15 protein-coding genes are annotated in these 19,052 nt (G+C 64.5%); 7 read left to right on the top strand and 8 right to left on the bottom strand.

What is annotated here, in order from left to right; genetic code table 11:
* Positions 1 to 126 precede the first annotated feature (126 nt).
* A complete protein-coding gene (locus tag IVA74_RS09030; RefSeq protein ID WP_247341849.1) occupies positions 127 to 3,003 on the bottom strand; it encodes an EAL domain-containing protein in 2,877 nt (958 codons plus the stop codon).
* A 153-nt stretch (positions 3,004 to 3,156) separates the two neighbouring features.
* Complete coding sequence (locus IVA74_RS09025) at positions 3,157 to 4,155, bottom strand: NAD(P)H-quinone oxidoreductase (RefSeq protein ID WP_247341846.1); 999 nt, start codon at positions 4,153 to 4,155, stop codon at positions 3,157 to 3,159.
* A 111-nt stretch (positions 4,156 to 4,266) separates the two neighbouring features.
* On the opposite strand from IVA74_RS09025, the gene IVA74_RS09020 reads away from it, so the two are divergent.
* Together IVA74_RS09020 and IVA74_RS09015 are read left to right on the top strand one after the other, a co-directional pair.
* Positions 4,267 to 4,458: a DUF1192 domain-containing protein gene (locus IVA74_RS09020; protein WP_247341843.1), complete on the top strand. Its 192-nt coding sequence runs from the start codon at positions 4,267 to 4,269 to the stop codon at positions 4,456 to 4,458.
* 587 nt (positions 4,459 to 5,045) lie between these two features.
* A complete protein-coding gene (locus IVA74_RS09015) occupies positions 5,046 to 5,555 on the top strand; it encodes a DUF1465 family protein (RefSeq protein WP_247341840.1) in 510 nt (169 codons plus the stop codon).
* A gap of 92 nt (positions 5,556 to 5,647) precedes the next feature.
* Here the strand turns inward: IVA74_RS09015 and rpmE are convergent, their stop codons facing one another.
* Complete coding sequence (gene rpmE, locus IVA74_RS09010; protein WP_247341837.1) at positions 5,648 to 5,875, bottom strand: 50S ribosomal protein L31; 228 nt, start codon at positions 5,873 to 5,875, stop codon at positions 5,648 to 5,650.
* Between the two features lie 237 nt (positions 5,876 to 6,112).
* Between rpmE and IVA74_RS09005 the strand changes: the two genes are divergently transcribed.
* Entirely contained in the window at positions 6,113 to 7,939 is a 1,827-nt protein-coding gene (locus IVA74_RS09005) for an ABC transporter ATP-binding protein/permease (protein ID WP_247341834.1), read from the top strand.
* A gap of 253 nt (positions 7,940 to 8,192) precedes the next feature.
* Here the strand turns inward: IVA74_RS09005 and IVA74_RS09000 are convergent, their stop codons facing one another.
* The 5 genes from IVA74_RS09000 to IVA74_RS08980 form a co-directional block, all read right to left on the bottom strand.
* Positions 8,193 to 8,774, bottom strand: coding sequence for a hypothetical protein (locus IVA74_RS09000; protein WP_247341831.1), 582 nt, complete (start codon positions 8,772 to 8,774; stop codon positions 8,193 to 8,195).
* 208 nt (positions 8,775 to 8,982) lie between these two features.
* A complete protein-coding gene (locus IVA74_RS08995) occupies positions 8,983 to 9,210 on the bottom strand; it encodes a hypothetical protein (protein ID WP_247341827.1) in 228 nt (75 codons plus the stop codon).
* 80 nt (positions 9,211 to 9,290) lie between these two features.
* On the bottom strand, positions 9,291 to 9,737 hold the full coding sequence (locus tag IVA74_RS08990) for a GNAT family N-acetyltransferase (protein WP_247341824.1): 447 nt from the start codon (positions 9,735 to 9,737) through the stop codon (positions 9,291 to 9,293).
* Positions 9,737 to 10,765 carry a peptidoglycan -binding protein gene (locus IVA74_RS08985; RefSeq protein ID WP_007599914.1) on the bottom strand — a complete coding sequence of 343 codons (1,029 nt, stop codon included), beginning with the start codon at positions 10,763 to 10,765 and terminating at the stop codon, positions 9,737 to 9,739. The genes IVA74_RS08990 and IVA74_RS08985 overlap by 1 nt, the downstream gene beginning before the upstream one ends.
* Before the next feature lie 4 nt (positions 10,766 to 10,769).
* Entirely contained in the window at positions 10,770 to 11,789 is a 1,020-nt protein-coding gene (locus tag IVA74_RS08980; RefSeq protein ID WP_247341821.1) for a flagellar motor protein MotA, read from the bottom strand.
* Positions 11,790 to 11,998: 209 nt separating this feature from the next.
* Between IVA74_RS08980 and IVA74_RS08975 the strand changes: the two genes are divergently transcribed.
* From IVA74_RS08975 to IVA74_RS08960, 4 genes are all read left to right on the top strand, one after another.
* Complete coding sequence (locus IVA74_RS08975) at positions 11,999 to 13,018, top strand: cyclopropane-fatty-acyl-phospholipid synthase family protein (RefSeq protein ID WP_247341818.1); 1,020 nt, start codon at positions 11,999 to 12,001, stop codon at positions 13,016 to 13,018.
* Positions 13,019 to 13,246: 228 nt separating this feature from the next.
* The gene (locus tag IVA74_RS08970; RefSeq protein ID WP_247341815.1) at positions 13,247 to 14,440 is read left to right on the top strand and encodes an efflux RND transporter periplasmic adaptor subunit; all 1,194 of its coding nucleotides are present in this window, start codon (positions 13,247 to 13,249) and stop codon (positions 14,438 to 14,440) included.
* Between the two features lie 6 nt (positions 14,441 to 14,446).
* Positions 14,447 to 17,605: a multidrug efflux RND transporter permease subunit gene (locus IVA74_RS08965; RefSeq protein WP_247341812.1), complete on the top strand. Its 3,159-nt coding sequence runs from the start codon at positions 14,447 to 14,449 to the stop codon at positions 17,603 to 17,605.
* Between the two features lie 128 nt (positions 17,606 to 17,733).
* A complete protein-coding gene (locus tag IVA74_RS08960) occupies positions 17,734 to 18,858 on the top strand; it encodes an AAA family ATPase (protein WP_247341809.1) in 1,125 nt (374 codons plus the stop codon).
* Positions 18,859 to 19,052 lie beyond the last annotated feature (194 nt).

Here is a 19,052-nt window from a genome sequence, read left to right as displayed (position 1 = left end):
GGCAAGCCGGGACCAAAAACCATGCGCTTGGGGCTCGAAGCCCTCCAGCGCATCAAATTTGGCGCCTCACTGCGAATGGCCGATGTGTGAATCCGATAGCACAACAAGGGGAGAGGGAAAGAAGAGCTAGCTCGCCGCTTCCAGCCGCACTTCCGTGAGCAGCCGCATCGCGGCGTCGGCGTCCATGGGCTCGCCGAAGGCGAAGCCCTGCGCGTATTCGCAGCCCATCTGGTAGAGCTCGACCGCGTCGGAATCGGTCTCGGCGCCTTCGGCGACCACGTCCATGCCGAGGTCGTGCGCGAGCGCGATGATCGACTTCAGGATCACCGGCCGGGTGCCGCGATTGGTGGTGCGCACGAACGACTGGTCGATCTTGATGGTGTCGAACGGGAAGCGCTGAAGATAGGCCAGCGACGAATGGCCGGTGCCGAAATCGTCGAGTGACAGCCCGGTGCCGAGCTCGCGGATCCGCGTCAGCATCTGCGCCGCGTGCTCCGGATTCTCCATCACCATCGATTCCGTCAATTCCAGCTTGAGCGTGCCGCGGGCGACCGACGAGCGCGACAGCACGGTGCGGATGTCGTGGATGAGGTCGTGGCGCAGCAATTGCCGCGAGGAGACGTTGACGCTGGCGAAGATCGGCTCGCGCGAGCGCATCGCACGCTGCCAGATCGAGAGCTGCTTGGCGGTCTGGTCGAGCACGAACATGCCGAGGTCGATGATGAGACCGGTCTCTTCCGCGATGGCGATGAATTCCGACGGCGCCATGCGCCCGAGCTTCGGATGATCCCAGCGCACCAGCGCCTCGAAACCGGCGATCGAACGATCTTCCAGCCGCACGATCGGCTGGTACAGGATCGTGAGCTCCTGCCGCTCGATGGCGCGGCGCAGCTCGCTCTCCAGCGTCAGCCGGTCGGTTTTTCGCGCGCGCATCGCGGGCTTGTAGACGTCGATGCGGTCGCCGCCGATGCGCTTGGAATGATACATCGCAAGCTCGGCGTCCTTGATGATCTCGTCCGTGAGCTGCACTTGCGGATCGGACAAGGCGAGACCGATCGAGGCGGTGAGAAAAATCTCACGTTCGTTGAAGGCGATCGGCGCGCGGATGGTCTTGCGGATGGTCTCGGCGAAAGCGGTGATGCGCGCAGGGTCTTGCTCCGATAGCAGGATCAGGCCGAACTGATCGCCGGCAAGCCGCGCCAGCGTGTCCTGCGGTTTCAGGATGCGGGTGAGGCGGCGGGCGAGCGTCAGCAGGATCGAGTCGCCGACCGCGATGCCGACGGAATCGTTGACTTGCTTGAAGCGGTCGAGATCGATCACCATCAGCGTCGGCCGCAGCGTCGGCATGGTCTTGGCGAAATGCGCGACCGCGCCGAGCCGGTCCATGAACAGTTTGCGGTTGGGCAGGCCGGTGAGGTTGTCATGCACGGAATCGTGCAGCAGGCGCTCTTCGGCATTGCGCAGTTCGGTGACGTCGGTGAGGGTGCCGACGACGCGCGAGACCTCGCCGTCGGAGCCGACCACCGGGCGCGCCTTCAGCGCAAACCACATGAAGTGACCGTCCGGCGTGCGCAGACGGAAATCCTGCACCAGGCGGCCGCGGCGCTGATCCAGCACGCTGTCGAGCGCGGCGCGGAAGCGGTCCTGGTCGAGCGGGTGCAGCACTTCCAGCCAGGACGCGGCCGGGCCTTCCAGCGTGCCGCGTTTGAGACCGAGCAGGGCTTCGGTCTCCGGGCTGGTGAACACCTTGTCGGCGGAAACGTCCCAGTCCCAGATCAGATCGCCGGAGCCGGCCAGTGCCAGCGCGCGCCGCTCGATGTCGGAGACCACCCCGGTGGTGGCGCCGCCGCCCGCGAACGCGTGCTGCATCACCGTGAAGCCGATCAGCATCACGATCAGCACGAGACCGCCGAGCAGCGCCGGGCCGACGATGTCGTTGGTGACGGAGCCCGCGACCGCCATGCCGGCCGCGATCACCCAGATCACCAGCAGGAACCAGGTCGGGATCAACAGCACCGCGCGGTCGAAGCCGTGGGTGGAGAGATAGACGATCAGCGCGAAGCCGGCGAAGGCGATCAGCACCAGCGAGATGCGCGCGATGCCGGAGGCGACCGCAGGGTCGAACAGAGCGAGCGCAACCAGCGAGCCCAGGAACGCGAGCCAGCCGACCGTAATGTGCGAATAGCGCACGTGCCATCGACTGAGGTTGAGATAGGCGAACAGGAACACCAGCAGCGTTGCCGCCAAAATCGCCTCACCCGCCGCGCGCCAGATGCGTTCGGCGTTGTTCGACATGTCGAGCACCTTGCCCCAGAAGCCGAAATCGACGCCGATATAGACCAGCACCGCCCAGGCCAGCGCCGCGGCGGCCGGGAACATGATGCTGCCCTTGACCACGAACAGGATGGTCAGCACCAGCGCGAGCAAGCCGGAGATGCCGATCACGATGCCCTGGTACAGCGTGAAGGAGTTGACCTTGTCCTTGTAGGCTTCCGGCTCCCACAGATAGAGCTGCGGCAGCTTGTCGGTGCGCAGCTCCGCGACGAAGGTGACGACGGCGCCGGGGTCGAGGGTGACGCGGAAGACGTCGGCGGTCGGGCTCTCCTGCCGCTCCGGCCGGTCGCCGGTCGAGGGGGTGATGGTTGCGATGCGCGACAGCCCGAGGTCGGGCCACAACAGCCCCGAGGAGACGATGCGGTAATGCGGGGCGACGATCAGGCGGTCGAGCTGGTCGTCGGTGTTGTTGGCGAGCGCGAACACCACCCAGTTCTGGCCGCCTTCGCGGGCGCGCACCTCGATGCGGCGGACGATGCCGTCGGTTCCGGGCGCGGTAGAGACCTGAATGCGGTCGGCGTCGCTGCGCTGATGCTCGAGCACGCCGGTGAGGTCGATCGCGGGCGCGTCACCGCGGACGCTGACAGCGTCCAGCGCGCGCGCCGGGAACGCGCAGACGAGAATCATGAGGCCCAGCGCTATGGGCGCGAGGCGCCTGATCAGACGCAAGGTCAGTTCTCCGCGTTCGACGCAAACTCTTCAGTGCAGGCTCTTCGGTGCACGGCGTTTTCCGAACGGAACAAGATAGTTCGGTGCGTCGCGATAGATGCCACGAAAGCGAGGAAAATCAAAGGGTTTCCGGCCCGCCTGTGGGTCGCTGGCCTAGACCTCCAACACAATTTTGCCAATATGTGCCGAGGTTTCCATCCGCCGGTGTGCATCGGATGCCTTTTCCAGCGGGAAAGTGCTGTCCATCAGCGGCTTGACCCGGCCTTCGCGCAAAAGCGGCATCACTTTCGCCTCGATCGCGGCCACCATCGCCGCCTTGTCCGCATTACTACGGGGGCGCAGCGTCGAGCCGGTATGGGTGAGGCGCTTGACCATCACCTTGGCGATGTTGACGGTGACCTTGGGCCCGTTGAGGGTCGCGATCTGCACGATGCGTCCGTCGACCGCGGCGGCATCATAATTGCGGTCGACATAGTCGCCGGCGACCATGTCGAGGATCAGATTGGCGCCGGTATTGTTCGTCTCCGCCTTGACCACGGCGACGAAGTCTTCGTCCTTGTAGTTGATGGCCCGATCCGCGCCGAGCTTGAGGCAGGCGTCGATCTTGTCCTGCGATCCCACGGTGACGATCACCTTCGCGCCGAACGCTTTCGCGAGTTGGATCGCCATGGTGCCGATGCCGGACGAGCCGCCATGGATCAGCAGCGTCTCCCCGGTCTTGAGGCCGCCGCGCTCGAACACATTGTGCCAGACCGTCATCAGGGTTTCCGGCAGCGCGCCGGCTTCCTTCATCGACAGCGACGGCGGCACGCTCATCGCCTGGGCGTCCTGGGCGATGCAGTACTGCGCATAACCGCCACCGGCGACCAGCGACATCACCTTGTCGCCGATCTTGTGCCGCTTGGCATTGCTGCCGACGGCGACCACTTCGCCCGCGATCTCGAGGCCGGGCAGGTCGCTCGCGCCGGGCGGCGGCGGATAGGCGCCGGAGCGCTGCGCGACGTCGGGCCGGTTGACGCCCGCGGCCTGCACCTTGACCAGGATCTCGTCGGGGCCAGGCTGCGGCAGCGCTCGCTGTTCCGGCACCAGCACTTCCGGTCCGCCGGGTTTGGAGATGGCGACCACCGTCATTTGCGCGGGCAGCTTGTCCATGATGTGTCCTTGAGCAAAGGTGCGGGATGGAAACGAGGCCATTGCTTAGCCAGCGCGGTCCACGCTGGCAACCTCGGCTTGGCTCGCCGTGTGAACGCAGGAGGAACAAGGATGGCGATGGAAGACGACGACCGTCCGCGCAAGAAGATCAGCCACGAGATCGGACAGGATCTCTCACTGTTGTCGGTCGAGGAACTGACCGAGCGCATCGCGCTGCTCAAGGGCGAGATCACAAGGCTTGAGGAAGCCGCCACCAAGAAGCGCGCCTCGCGCGATGCGGCGAATAGCGTTTTCAAGTCGTAGAGCCCGACGCTGGAGCGGGGTGGCCCCACACGATAGTCCTCATCCTGAGGAGACCGCGCAGCGGTCGTCTCGAAGGATGGCCGCGGGCGAGAGCGGGGCCTTCATGGTTCGAGACGCGCGCGATGCGCGCTCCTCACCATGAGGGAATAGTCTTTGTCCCTGCCGCTGAGCCTGGATTGTTCCGCAGCGCCCTCGGCCACTGACCGACATGGCTAATGAACTCTCAAAATAATCGCTCGTTTACTCCACATTAAGCTTTCGAGTTTATGACTGGAACTGTCCTTGTTTGGACACCGAGTGGCTCCTGTCCACTCTGTTTGACGCCTCCCTGTTATCAACTTTCAAGCCGCCGGTTTTCCGGCGGCTCTTTTTTTGCTTTGAAAGCGTTTTCGAACGAAGTGGGTACCGGTTCGCGTGAAGAAAACGCGTCAAAAAAGAGACTGGTTTCGGTTGAATTCCGAGGAAAGACCCGCGGAAACCATATCCGCGCTTGCCGCTGGACTCGGCGTCCCGCCCGCGCAATGATTTATTCATCATAAGCCGGCGCCAAGCCGGGCAGTCAGACAGTTGCGTAAGGGGCGTTAACCATGGAACGTTTGCAAGCCGACGGCGCTCTCGTTCAACTCAGCGAGCGGTTCACCAATTCTGCGGCGTTCGGCGTCCTGTTCCGCGAGGGTATGGATCTGGTCGAGGAGACCGCCGCCTATCTCGACGGCGCCGGCCGCACCGAGGCCAAGGCGCTCGATCGCGCCGTCAGCCTCACCTACGCGACCGAGAGCATGCGCCTCACCACCCGCCTGATGCAGCTCGCCTCGTGGCTGCTGCTGCACCGCGCGGTCAAGGAAGGCGAGATGACGCTCGGCCAGGCCAGCCGCGAGAAGACGAAGGTCAAGCTCTCGGCCGCCGATCCCGGCCCCACCGATACCGTCGAGAAGCTGCCCTCGCAGCTCCAGGACCTGATCCATCGCTCGATGAGCCTCCAGACCCGCGTGCGCCGCCTGGACACCACCATCCACACCCCGCCGGTCGATCATCCCTCGATCGGCAACCCGCTGGTGCCGCATCTCAACGCGCTGAAAGCGGCGTTCGAGCGGTAAGATCCGGCTGGCAGCTACGCGACAGACCCCCACAAACAAAAACGCCCCCGGCTCTCCGGGGGCGTTTTTCATCTCCAGCCTCGAGGGCCGGATCAATCCTTCTTGAGGAAGCCCGAAAACTTCTTCTGGAAGCGCGAGACGCGGCCGCCGCGATCCATCAGCTGGGCGTTGCCGCCGGTCCAGGCCGGATGCGACTTGGGGTCGATGTCGAGGTTCAGCGTGTCGCCTTCCTTGCCCCAGGTCGAGCGGGTCTGATACTCGGTTCCGTCGGTCATCACGACCTTAATCGTATGATAATCCGGATGAATTTCGGCTTTCATGGCAATTCCTAGGGCGCCCCGGCGCCTCGCTTGAGTGGCTATCGAATGACGGATTTGGCCGGGTCTATACCCCACGAGCCCCTGTAAAACAAGCCGCCGGACGGCCTTGGGACCGTTTTGGGAGCGCCTTCGCGGTGCCTGAAGGACCGGGCGGTCCTCCCAAGGGACATCCCGGATTTGCCACTCCCGCTCGCCAGGCCTATTTGGAGCGTACTCCTCTCTTTTTGGTCAGATCTCATGAGCGCAGTAGAACGGCTTGAAACCGGGCCCGCAGAAGCCCCGTCGATCGAAGCCGAATTGATGGAGGCGCCGGCGAAGAGCCGCGCGAAGCTGCGGCCGCTGCTGGCGCTCGCGCCCTATGTGGCCCGCTACCGCGGCCGGGCGGCGCTCGCTTTCGTCGCGCTGACGGTTGCGGCGTTGACCACGCTGCTGGTGCCGGTGGCCGTGCGCCGGATGATCGATTTCGGCCTGACGCCCGAGGGCATCGCGCTGATCAACAGCTACTTCTCGGTGATGATCGCGGTGGTCGCCGTGCTCGCGCTCGCAAGCGCCGCGCGCTACTACCTCGTGATGACGATCGGCGAGCGCATCGTCACCGATCTCAGGCGCGACGTCTTCGCCCATCTCTTGTCGCTCTCGCCGGCCTTCTTCGATTCCGCGCGCAGTGGCGAGCTGGTGTCGCGTCTCACGGCGGATACCACCCAGATCAAATCCGCCGTCGGTGCTTCCGTCTCGATCGCGCTGCGCAATCTGATGATGTTCTTCGGCGCCGCCGCGATGATGGTGTTCACCAGCCCGCGCTTGTCCGGCTTCGTGCTGCTTGCCATTCCCCTGATCGTGCTGCCGCTGGTCGCCTTCGGGCGCTGGGTACGGCGTCTGTCGCGCAATGCGCAGGACACGCTGGCCGAGGCATCTGCCTATGCGGGCGAGCTGATCGGTGCGATCCGTACCGTGCAGGCCTATACCAGCGAAGGGTTGGCTGCGAAGCGCTTCGGCGGCGAGGTCGAGCAGGCCTATGAAGCCGCGCGCACCTCGACCCAGGCCCGCGCCGTGCTGACCGCCATCATCATCTTCATCGTGTTCGCAAGCGTGGTCGCGATCCTCTGGATCGGCTCGCACGACGTGCTGACCGGCGCCATCTCGCCGGGCCGGCTCGGCCAGTTCGTGCTCTATGCGGCGTTCGCAGCGGCGGGCCTCGGCCAGCTCAGCGAGGTCTGGGGCGAGGTTTCGGCAGCGTCCGGCGCTGCCGAGCGGCTGTTCGAGATCCTGCATGTGCAGCCTGACATCAAGGCGCCCGCGGCGCCGCGCGCGCTGCCGGTGCCGGCACGCGGCGAAGTCGGTTTCGACCAGGTCAGCTTCGCCTATCCGGCGCGGCGCGACGTCAATGTGCTCGATGCCGTGTCGTTCACCGTGCGCCCCGGCGAGAAGGTCGCGATCGTCGGTCCCTCCGGTGCCGGCAAGAGCACGATCTTTCATCTGCTGCTGCGCTTCTACGATCCGCGGAGCGGCGCGATCTCGCTCGACGGCGTGCCGGTCAAATCCGCCGATCCGCGCGATTTCCGCTCCCGTATCGCGCTGGTGCCGCAGGAATCGAACGTGTTCGCGACAAGCGCCCGCGACAACATCCGCTTCGGCCGGCCCGATGCGACCGACGCCGAGGTCGAGCGCGCCGCCGAGCTCGCGCACGCCGCCGAGTTCATCCGCCGCCTGCCCGAAGGTTTCGAGACGCCGCTCGGCGAGCGCGGCGTGACGCTATCAGGCGGCCAGCGTCAGCGCATCGCGATCGCCCGCGCGATCCTGCGCGATGCGCCGCTCCTGCTGCTCGACGAAGCCACCTCCGCGCTCGACGCCGAAAGCGAGACGCTGGTGCAGACCGCGCTGGAAGAGCTGATGCGCCACCGCACCACGCTCGTCATCGCGCATCGCCTCGCCACCGTGCTGTCCTGCGACCGCATCCTGGTGATGGACCAGGGCAAGATCGTCGAGCAGGGCACGCATGCCGAGCTCGTCGCTGCGAACGGGCTCTATGCGAGGCTGGCGAGATTGCAGTTCGAGGGGGCGTGAGGCGGAGTAGGTCGGGCTGCCGCTTCATTCACGGTGTCATCGCCCGCGCACCGCTGAAGTCCGTAAGGGCTTATCGGAGATCAGCGCCGGACCGCAAGATCACCGCATGTGGAGCCAAAGCTGACCTGGGCGCATGAACTTGCTTCTCCAAACCGAGCGCTCGTCCAAGCTTTCCTTCCAAGTCATCTGAGAACTTCAGCCTCGGATCGCACCAGAGCTTTGGCTGAAGGCGGCATGACCGTTACGGCTGAATTTATTTGGATTCGGTTTTTGTTTGGACGTTCTGAGCGGCTCCGTCCACCGGATTCCACTGCACCCGACCATCCAAAGCGGAGAGGTTTAGACCACCGCCCGTCCCGAAGAGAACCATGTGACCCGAGCTGGCGGCATCGACGGCGAGCGTCGCACGGGGAAGTTTTGCAGCATTGAACATCGTCAAGGACGCATCCTGATGATCGTTCAGAGACAGCACTGCCCGCTGACCTTGCTCCGTGTCGAGGAGCGACACCGAAGGTGCGCCATCCTGGCGAAGCCCGATGCTGAGACGCACCTTCTGGCGGCTATCGAACAGCGAAATATGCGGCGTTCCGTCGGAAGTGGATGAGATCAAGGCTACGATTTTGCCGGTGTCATTGCGCAAGGCTATTGTTTCAACAGACAGGGTCTTGGCCTTGACTGTACCGGCATTAACGGTCGCGTGCCATTGGGATGCGATGATCGCCGCAGCCGCCATGATTGTAGCCCCTAGAACGCTCCATCTCATAGCCTTCAGCGATCGCTCCTGCCGCTGGATATGCGATGCCAGATTTTCAAGCGTGGGTTCGACCTTGAGCATAACGGCTCCTTTGCATCCGAGTAGGCTTCAAATCCGAACGTGCGCTGGGTGCGAATTTTGCGCACCCAGCAGTGGATGCCGGCAACACACCGTCGAGACAGTCACCTCAGCGGCCGCCCGGAAGGTAGTTGCGCTTACACCGGAGTATCGGCGGCTGGATCTGGCAGGCTGCGCTATTTCTCGACCACACCCTTGCTGGCCGTCCCGATCATTTGCACTTCGGCGAGAGCGCCGGCACGTTCGGCCAGAACCAGTTCTTCCAGCTGCCGTCCTCTTCGACGCAGGCCGATGGCGCGGGGCCGTTCGTCGGAGCAGGAAGACTTGTCGTCTTGACCGGCGTGGCGAAGCGCTGATCGACATAATTCGTCGAGACATATCCGGCGACGATGACGCCGAGCAGGACCGAACACCCCTTGGCCAGATCGCTCAGTTTCATCGGTCATCTCCATCCGCTTGCCAGCGCAACTTCCGGGCACAACGAATAGGTGACGTCCCGGGATCCCGAGGTGGCGGGCGTCACGCCCGCCATGACATCTTCAGCACCGGCCGGCCCGAGGTCGGGTTCACCTCGTCGCCGGCATGGGCAAAGCCGTTGCGTTCGTAGAAGCGGATGGCGCGGGTGTTGTCCTTGTTGACGAGGAGCGTCACGCCCGCCGGCGACAGGCGCTTGGCCTCATCCACCAGCAGCCTTGCGGCGTCCGAGCCCCAGTGACCGGGATCGACCACGAGCTGGTCGAGGTAGCCGTCGCCGTCGATGGTGACGAAGCCGGTCAGCGCGCCATCCTGCTCCGCCACCACGATCGAGGCTTTCGGCACCAGATCCTTGCGCCAGCGCTCGCGCCACCATTCCAGGCGGGCGGCGAAGTTGATCTGCGGATAGGCCTGCTGCCAGGTGCGATGCCAGAGCTCGATCGAGGCTGCCTCGTCCTCGGGACGGTAAGGGCGGAGGTGGACGGCGCTCACTACCGCTCCGTCAGCTTCAGCTCGATGCGGCGGTTGCGCTTATAGGCTTCTTCCGTGTTGGCGGTGTCGAGCGGCTGGAATTCGCCGAAGCCGGCGGCGACCAGGCGCTGGGCGGGCACGCCGAGCGAGATCAGATACTGCACCACGGAGATGGAGCGGGCGGCCGAGAGGTCCCAGTTCGACTTGAAGTTCGGCCCGTTGACCGGACGCACGTCGGTATGGCCGTCGACGCGCAGCACCCAGGGGATCTCGTTCGGGATCTTCTTGTCGAGGTCGATCAGCGCGGTCGCCAGGGTGTCGAGCTCGGCGCGGCCTTCAGGCAACAGCACCGCCTGTCCGGTGTCGAAGAACACTTCGGACTGGAACACGAAGCGGTCGCCGACGATGCGGATGTCGGGGCGGTTGCCGAGGATGGCGCGCAGGCGGCCGAAGAATTCCGAGCGGTAGCGCGACAATTCCTGCACGCGCTGCGCCAGGGCAACATTCAGGCGAGACCCCAGATCGGCAATTCGATTTTGCGATTCCTTGTCGCGCTTCTCGGAGACGTCGAGCGCTTCTTCCAGCGCGGCCAATTGCCGCCGCAGCGCGCTGATCTGCTGGTTCAGCACCTCGATCTGCGCCAGCGCCCGCGCCGAAACCGCCTTCTCCGAGTCCAGCGCCTTGCCGAGTTCGGAGGACTTGCCTTGCGCGTCGTTGCCGGCGGCGGCTAAGCCCTCATAGAGGCCCTTGATGCGGTCGCGCTCGGACTCGGCCGAAGCAAGGCCGGCTTTCAGTGACGAGACCTGGTCGTCGAGCGTGAGCTTGCCGAGCTTTTCCAGCGACAGCAGCTCGTTGAGCTGCGCGATCTTGGCGTTGAGCAGCTCCAGCGCCTTGTCCTTGCCGGTGACCTCCTGCGACAGGAAGAATTGCACGACCAGGAATACCGACAGCAGGAACACAATCGACAGCACCAGCGTCGACAGCGCGTCGACGAAGCCGGGCCAATAGTTGAAAGAGGTGTCGCCGCGACGGCCGCGCGCCAGAGCCATGTTGCTAGCCCTTCTCGGGTTGACGTGCGATGCGCTCCAGCAGGCGCCGGATCTCGCGGTTCTGCTCGCCCTGGCCGTCGGCCCATTCGCGGATCATCTGCTGCTCGGTCCGCATATGCGAGACCAGCGCCTGGATGGCTTCGGCAAGGCCTGCCATTGACGCGGTGGTGCTGCGGCTGGCCGTGCCCTCCTCGAGCACGATGCGCAGCCGCTCGACCGCGGCCTGAAGTTCGCCGCTGGCAACACCGCCGCCACCGGAGGCCGCCGCGACCTCACCGCTTCCGTACTCGCGCACGGTGGTGGCGAGCCAGTCTTCGAGGTCGGTGTAGAAGCGGTTCTGCGCCTGGCTCGATTGCAGGTCGAGAAAGCCGAGGATCAGCGAGCCGGCGAGGCCGAACAGCGAGCTCGAGAACGAGATGCCCATGCCGCCGAGCGGCGCGGCGAGACCCTCCTTCAGCGTGTCGAACAGGGCGCCGGAATCGCCACCGACCTTGAGCCCGTCGATCACCTTGCCGACCGAGCCGACCGTCTCGATCAGGCCCCAGAAGGTGCCGAGCAGGCCGAGGAACACGAGAAGGCCGGTCATGTAGCGGGAGATGTCGCGGGCCTCGTCGAGGCGGGTCGCGATCGAATCGAGCAGGTGCCGCATGGTGGTCTGGGTGATCGACATCCGCCCGGAGCGCTCGCCGCCGAGGATCATCGCCATCGGCGCCAGCAGCTTGGGGTGGCGGGCGGGCGCCAGGCCGGGATCGGCGATGCGGAAATTATTGACCCAGGAGACTTCAGGATAGAGCCGGATCACCTGGCGGAAGGCCAGGATGATGCCGATGAACATCACGCCGCCGATCAGCGCATTGAGCCCGGGATTGGCGAAGAAGGCCTGGATGATCTGCTTGTAGAGCACCACGCCGACCAGGGTGCAGAGCACCAGGAAGACCAGCATCCGCACCAGGAAAACGCTGGGCGAGGAGAGCTTGGTGTATTCGATGTCGATGGGAGAGCGAGGCGAGGCGCCTGACGGCATGGTCGGTGTCATCCGTTACGAAACTTGCTTGCGGGCGCACTATGGCACAGCGCCAGCCCAAAAAAAGCGCCGGATGCGGCGATTTCGGGGAGGGTTGTGGAACCCAATGCCGAAACGGGGCTTTGATACCCGCGTATCTTGCAGAACTTCGGTATTCCACAGGCTTAGCTCGGATTTTGGCCCCTGCCGCCCAGAGACGGAGTGATCGCATGAGCGTCGTTTCCGCGATCATCGGGACTGCCGAACGGGTGCCGCTGCCCGATGTCGTGATCCGCGCGGCGATCCAGCGCCTGTGTTCGCGCACGGCGACGCGCCTGTCCTCGCTGGGCGCGGCCGACGATGCCGCTTTCGCAGGAAGGATGATGCTGCGGCCGATCGCCGAGGACGCGGATGCTGGGCATGACGAGATGCCCGCTTCGTTCTTTGCGAAGGTGCTCGGTCCCAACCGCAAATACTCGTCCTGCTTCTACAAGACCGGCGCGACCACCTTGCGGGAGGCCGAGGAGGAGGCGCTGCGCCAGACCGTCGAGCATGCCGCTCTCGCCGACGGTCAGACCATCCTCGAACTCGGCTGCGGCGGGGGTTCGCTGTCGTTGTGGATGGCGCGTCAGTTTCCGCACGCGAAGGTGACGGCGGTGTCGAGCTCGCAGGCGCAGCGCGCCTATGTCGAGGAAGAGGCGCGGCTGCGCGGTCTCCTCAACCTGTGCGTGGTCACTGCGGACATGAATGTGTTCGCGCCCGACGGGCAATTCGACCGCATCGTCTCGGTCGAGACGTTCGAGCACGTGATGAACTGGCGCAAGCTGATGACGCGCCTGCGCGCGTGGCTCGCGCCGGAGGGGCGGTTCTTCATGCACATCGTCGCCCATCGCTCCGGCTCTCACCTGTTCGACCGGGCCAATCGCGAAGACTGGATCGCGCAGCATGTCTTCACGGGCGGGCTGATGCCGAGCCATCACCTCGTCAGGCAATTCGGCGACATCTTCACGATCGAGAAGGAATGGTGCTGGAGCGGCACGCATTATCAGCGCACCGCCAGCGACTGGCTCGCCAATTTCGACGCGCATCGCGGTTCCATCGAGACGGCCTTGCGCAACATCCATGGCGAGGAGACCGGCCTGTGGCTGCGACGCTGGCGCTGGCTCTTCCTTGCGACGTCGGGCCTGTTCGGCTACGCCGATGGAACCGAGTGGGGTGTCAGCCACTACCGGATGAAGGCCGCCGGGTAATTGCGATCTTCTGTCGCAGCACGCCGCGATGGAACCCGATTCACAATCGGGTGAGGCGTGAAAAACGCCCTGACCTCAGCATGATAGGCCGTGTGACATTGAGCCGCCGCAACGTGCGTTGCGTCGCAGCAAGTCCCCTCTATGTTGACGACATCGGCCGCGCGGAATCACCCAGAACAGGCCCCGCGGAGCGTGATCGGTTTCAACAATATCGGGGCACCCCACTTCATGTCAGGACTTCGCGCGCGATCGGCATGCGTTGCAATGATGCTCGCGGCCTTTACGCCGCTGTTGGCAGGCTGCGACGAATCCAGTTCTGCCATATCAGCCGCCCAGCCCAACGACCCCGACGTCAGCATTGTCATCGTCAAGCCGCAGCCGCGCGCCGTGGTGCGCGAACTGCCGGGCCGCATTGCGCCGACGCGCGTGTCCGACGTGCGGCCGCGCGTCTCCGGCATCGTGGTCGAGCGCCTGTTTCGACAGGGCAGCGAGGTGAAGGCGGGCGATGCACTGTACCGCATCGATCCGCGTCCGTTCGAGGTCGAAGTGATGGCCAACGACGCCGCGCTCGCCAAGGCCGAGGCTGCGTTGATGCAGACCCAGCAGCAGGCGCGCCGCATCGCCACGCTCACCGCCCAGCGCGCCGCGCCCGAAGCCGAGAACGAGAAGGCGATCGCGGCCGAGCGCCAGGCCCATGCCGAGGTCGAGGGTCGCAAGGCCGACCTCGCGCGCGCAAAGCTCAATCTCGACTATGCCACCGTGCGCGCGCCGATCGACGGCGTCGTCGGTGCTGCCCTGGTCAGCGAGGGCGCGCTCGCGGTCCAGAACGAGACCAACCTTGCCACGATCCAGCAGCTCGATCCGATCTATGCCGACTTCACCCAGTCGGTGAACGAGCTCAACCAGCTCCGCCGCGCCTTCGAGAGCGGCGACCTCGAGCGCATCGCGCCTGATGCGGCCAAGGTGCATCTCGTGCTCGACGACAACACCCTCTACTCGCTCGACGGCAAGTTGCTGTTCTCGGACGCCAAGGTCGATGCCAACACCGGTCAGGTGACCTTGCGCGGTGAGTTCCGCAATCCCAAGCGCGAGCTGTTGCCGGGCATGTATGTCCGGGTCCGCATCGACCAGGGCCTCGATAGCGACGCGATCGCGGTGCCGCAACAGGCGATCCAGCGCAACGGCGGCGGCGGCAGCGAGGTGTTCGTCGTCAAGGACGACAACCACATCGCGGTGCAGCCGGTGCGTACCGGCTCGGCACAGGACGGAATCTGGTTCGTTACCGACGGCCTGAAGGCCGGCGACAAGGTCGTGGTCGAAGGTTTCCAGAAATTCGCCGCCGGCGACAGGGTCAAGCCGCAATCCTGGTCGGAAGCGGATGCAACCGCGGACAATCGGCACGCCCAGAAGCTCACGCGGTAATAGGCCATGGCGAGTTTCTTCATCGACAGGCCGATCTTCGCCTGGGTGGTCGCGCTGTTCATCTGTCTGGTCGGCGCAATTTCGATTCCGCTGTTGCCGATCGCGCAGTATCCGATCATCGCCCCGCCCTCGATCTCGATCTCGACCAGCTATCCCGGCGCCTCGCCCGAAAACCTCTACAACAGCGTCACGCGGCTGATCGAGGAGGAGCTCAACGGCGCTTCCGGCATCCTCAATTTCGAATCCACCAGCGACTCGCTCGGCCAGGTCGAGATCATCGCCAATTTCCAGCCGGGCACCGACACCAGCGCCGCCTCGGTCGAGGTGCAGAACCGCATCAAGCGCGTCGAGGCGCGGCTGCCGCGTGCGGTGATGCAGCAAGGCATCCTGATCGAGGAAGCATCCAGCGCGGTGCTCCAGATCATCACGCTGAACTCGACCGACGGCAGCCTCGACGAGGTGGGCCTGGGCGACTTCATGATCCGCAACGTGCTCGGCGAGATCCGCCGCATCCCCGGCGTCGGCCGCGCCACGCTTTACTCGACCGAGCGTTCTTTGCGCGTCTGGGTCGATCCGGCAAAGCTGGTCGGCTATGGGCTGACCGCGGACGACGTCAACAAGGCGATCACCGCGCAGAACGCGCAGGTGGCATCGGGCAGCATCGGCGCCGAGCCGTCGACGTCGAGCCAGCGCACCTCCGCGCTGGTGCTGGTCAAGGGCCAGCTCTCGTCACCGGACGAATTCGGTTCCATCATCCTGCGCGCCAATGCCGATGGCTCGACCGTGCGTCTGCGCGACGTCGCGCGCATCGAGGTCGGTGGTCTCAGCTATCAGTTCAACACGCGTCTCGACGGCAAGCCGACCGCCGGTCTCTCGGTGCTGATGTCGCCGACCGGCAATGCGCTGGCGACTGCGAGCGCCGTCGAAGAGAAGATGAAGGAGCTGTCGCGCTTCTTCCCGGCCAATATCTCCTACGAGATTCCCTACAACATCACGCCGGTGGTCGAGGCCTCGATCAAGAAGGTGCTGACAACGCTGGTCGAAGCCATCGTGCTGGTGTTCGTGGTGATGTTCGTGTTCCTGCAGAACATCCGCTACACCATCATTCCGACCATCGTGGTGCCGGTGGCGTTGCTGGGCGCCTGTACCACGCTGCTGCTCGCCGGCTACTCCATCAACATGCTCTCGATGTTCGGCATGGTGCTCGCGGTCGGCATCCTCGTCGACGACGCCATCGTCGTGGTCGAGAACGTCGAGCGCATCATGGCCGAGGAAGGGTTGCCGCCGAAGGAGGCGACGCGGAAAGCGATGTCGCAGATCACCGGCGCCATCATCGGCATCACGCTGGTGCTGATGGCGGTGTTCGTGCCGATGGCGTTTTTCCCGGGCTCGGTCGGCATCATCTACCGCCAGTTCTCCGTGACCATGGTCGCCGCGATCGGCTTCTCCGCCTTCCTGGCGCTGTCGCTGACGCCGGCGCTGTGCGCGACCTTGCTCAAGCCCGTCGCGGCCGGCCACGGTCATGCCAAGAAGGGCGTGTTCGGCTGGTTCAACCGCATGCTCGACGGCAGCAAGGAGGGCTATTCGCGCACTGTCGGCTTCTCGCTGAAGCGCACCGGCCGCTTGATGCTGGTTTACGTCGCGCTGCTCGCCGGCCTGTCATGGGCCTTCGTCAACCTGCCCGGCGGCTTCCTGCCCGTCGACGACCAGGGCTTCGTCACCACCGACGTGCAGACACCGTCGGATTCGTCCTATGCCCGCACCGAGGCGGTGATCGAGAAGGTCGAGAAATATCTGGCGGAGCGGCCGGGCGTCGACAACGTCACCTTCCTCACCGGCTTCAGCTTCTCCGGCCAGGGCATGAACACCGCGCAGGCCTTCATTACCCTGAAGGACTGGTCGGAGCGCGGGCCGAAGGATTCGGCAGCGGCGATCGTCGCGGACATCAACCGCGATCTGTCGTCGTCAATCCGCGACGCGAAGATCGCCGCGCTGCAGCCACCGCCGATCGACAATCTCGGCAACTCCTCGGGCTTCTCGTTCCGCCTTCAGGACCGTGGCCAGAAGGGCTATCCGGCCCTGATGCGTGCCGCCGACCAGTTGATCGCGGAGGCCAATGCCAGTTCCGTGCTGCAGAAGGTCTATGTCGAGGGCCTGCCCGAGGCCGGCGTGGTCAATCTCGTGGTCGACCGCGAAAAAGCCGGCGCCTTCGGCGTCACCTTCGAGGACATCAACAACACGATCTCGACCAATCTCGGCTCGAACTACATCAACGACTTCCCGAACCGCGGCCGCATGCAGCGCGTCGTGGTGCAGGCCGATGCCCGCGACCGCATGCGGACCGAGGACATCCTCAACTACAATGTCAAGAACAGCCGCGGCCAGCTCGTGCCGTTCTCGTCCTTTACCACCGTGGAATGGGCACGCGGACCAACCCAGATCGCCGGCTTCAATTATTATCCGGCGGTGCGCATCTCGGGCGAGGCCAAGCCCGGCTTCACCTCGGGCGACGCCATCGCCGAGATGGAGCGGCTTTCCGGCAAGCTGCCGCGCGGCTTCGGCTATGAATGGACCGGACAATCGCTGCAGGAAAAGCTGTCCGGCTCGCAGGCGCCGTTCCTGCTGGCGCTGTCGGTGTTCGTGGTGTTCCTGTGCCTGGCCGCGCTGTACGAGAGCTGGACCATTCCGCTCGCGGTGCTGCTCACCGTGCCGCTCGGTATCGTCGGCGCCGTGATCGCGGCGATGCTGCGCGGCCTGCCGAACGACGTCTATTTCACCGTCGGCCTGATCACCATCATCGGACTAGCGGCAAAGGACGCGATCCTGATCATCGAATTCGCCAAGGATCTGCGGAAGGAAGGCAAGCCGCTGGTGGACGCCACCATCGAGGCCTGCCGCCTGCGCTTCCGCCCGATCCTGATGACCGGCCTCGCTTTCATCTGCGGCGTGCTGCCGATGGCCATCGCCCACGGCGCCGGCGGCGCCAGCCAGCAATCGCTCGGCTCCATCGTGATGGGCGGCATGATTGCGGTGGTGATCTTGGCCCTGCTGATGGTGCCGGTGTTCTTCGTCTCCGTGCAGCGCGTGCTGGGCGGGGATCGGGAGAAGGTGGCGGAGGAGGCCGAGATGTATGGGCCGCCCGCGCCGGCAAGGGCCGGCCACTGAACGCCAGATCGGTTTGCCTTCGGCTTGCTTTCTTGGGAGCATCAATCCAGACTGCATCCCTGGATTGAAAAAACCGTCATTCGCGCTGCACCGCGAATGCACGGTAGCCTGCCGATTGAGAGCATGCGATGCGTCCGATTGAAATTGCGATCTCGAACTATCGCTCCATTCGGCGGCTCTCCATACCCATCCACCCCTTATCCGTGTTTGTGGGCGAGAATGGTGTCGGCAAATCCAATCTCTACAAGTCCTTGTCGCTGTTGCGCGACGCGGCGACCGGTCAAATCACCCGCACGATCGCCGATGAAGGCGGATTGAATTCGGTCTGCTGGTCCGGCATTCGCAAGCGAGGCGAAGACGGGCGGCTGCGCCTCTCGGCCACATTCGACAGCATGAGGTATTCCATCGAGCTGGGGTTTCCAAGCCCGGCTCAGGCCGCGTTTTCCGGCGAGCCGATGATCAAGGCCGAAGGTATCGAGGCGACGCACGGCAAACGAACGGTCAAGCTGATGGAGCGGATTAATTCGCTCATCAGCGTCCGCGGCGAGAGCGGCGCCTGGAACGCTCACAAGGATGCGGTGCTGCCGTCAGAGACCGCGCTTGCGGCTTTTTCCAATGGCAAGCAATGCCCGGAAATCGACCTGATCAGAAATGCGATGCTGGGCTGGCGATTCTATCATGACTTTCGCACTGATCCGGCGTCACCGATACGAAAGCCTTGTCTGGCGATCGCAACGCCCTCACTCAGCGCCGATGGAACCGATTTGGCTGCCGCCCTCGCGACTCTCTATGTCATTCGGGAAGACGCCAACGACCTGCAGGACGCAATCCAGGATGCATTCCCGGGCGCCGAACTCCGCGCGTGGGAGGAAAACGGCTTCTGTCAATTTGATCTGCAATTGGCGGATATGCCGCGGCCGTTCAGGGCTCATGAACTATCCGATGGCACGCTGAAATACATCTGCCTGCTCGCGGTGTTCATGGGTTACCGGCTGCCGCCGTTCATCGCGCTGAACGAACCCGAGACAAGCCTGCATCCGTCGCTGCTGGCACCGCTGGCCCGGCTGATCGCCAAGGCATCACGCCGCGCCGACATCTGGATTGTCACCCATTCGGAACAGCTGATGGAGGCGTTGCGAAGCGAGAGTTCGGTCCCACTTCGCCGGGTGATCAAGTCGAAAGGCGCCACGGCCATCGAGGGCCTGACCATCGGCGGTGAGTACCGCGACGAATCCGACGAGGATGACGCTTAGTTGGTTCAGATGAAGCCGCAGAGCTGCCACCCAGCGGCTTGGGGAAGGAGCAGGCGATCCATGAGAATGGTGGCCGCCATAGCAATCGCTTATATACTTACGGGCGCTCTTTACATTTGGCGCGATTTCCGAAGGCCGGTCGATGAGCAGCCCAGCTATGTCAAGTGGGGCGGCATAAGGACCAAGCTGTTTAT

The organism is Bradyrhizobium sp. 132, from assembly GCF_023074185.1.
Taxonomy (GTDB): Bacteria; Pseudomonadota; Alphaproteobacteria; order Rhizobiales; family Xanthobacteraceae; genus Bradyrhizobium.
Note: the sequence above shows the minus strand (reverse complement) of the source record. Positions and strands in the feature narration are given on the sequence as shown.

Coding starts and splice junctions, on each gene's coding strand:
- IVA74_RS09025 (WP_247341846.1), bottom strand. CDS start 4,155: ATGGACAAGCTGCCCGCGCAAATGACGGTGGTCGCCATCTCCAAACCC.
- IVA74_RS09020 (WP_247341843.1), top strand. CDS start 4,267: ATGGCGATGGAAGACGACGACCGTCCGCGCAAGAAGATCAGCCACGAG.
- IVA74_RS09015 (WP_247341840.1), top strand. CDS start 5,046: ATGGAACGTTTGCAAGCCGACGGCGCTCTCGTTCAACTCAGCGAGCGG.
- rpmE (WP_247341837.1), bottom strand. CDS start 5,875: ATGAAAGCCGAAATTCATCCGGATTATCATACGATTAAGGTCGTGATG.
- IVA74_RS09005 (WP_247341834.1), top strand. CDS start 6,113: ATGAGCGCAGTAGAACGGCTTGAAACCGGGCCCGCAGAAGCCCCGTCG.
- IVA74_RS09000 (WP_247341831.1), bottom strand. CDS start 8,774: ATGCTCAAGGTCGAACCCACGCTTGAAAATCTGGCATCGCATATCCAG.
- IVA74_RS08995 (WP_247341827.1), bottom strand. CDS start 9,210: ATGAAACTGAGCGATCTGGCCAAGGGGTGTTCGGTCCTGCTCGGCGTC.
- IVA74_RS08985 (WP_007599914.1), bottom strand. CDS start 10,765: ATGGCTCTGGCGCGCGGCCGTCGCGGCGACACCTCTTTCAACTATTGG.
- IVA74_RS08980 (WP_247341821.1), bottom strand. CDS start 11,789: ATGCCGTCAGGCGCCTCGCCTCGCTCTCCCATCGACATCGAATACACC.
- IVA74_RS08975 (WP_247341818.1), top strand. CDS start 11,999: ATGAGCGTCGTTTCCGCGATCATCGGGACTGCCGAACGGGTGCCGCTG.
- IVA74_RS08970 (WP_247341815.1), top strand. CDS start 13,247: ATGTCAGGACTTCGCGCGCGATCGGCATGCGTTGCAATGATGCTCGCG.
- IVA74_RS08965 (WP_247341812.1), top strand. CDS start 14,447: ATGGCGAGTTTCTTCATCGACAGGCCGATCTTCGCCTGGGTGGTCGCG.
- IVA74_RS08960 (WP_247341809.1), top strand. CDS start 17,734: ATGCGTCCGATTGAAATTGCGATCTCGAACTATCGCTCCATTCGGCGG.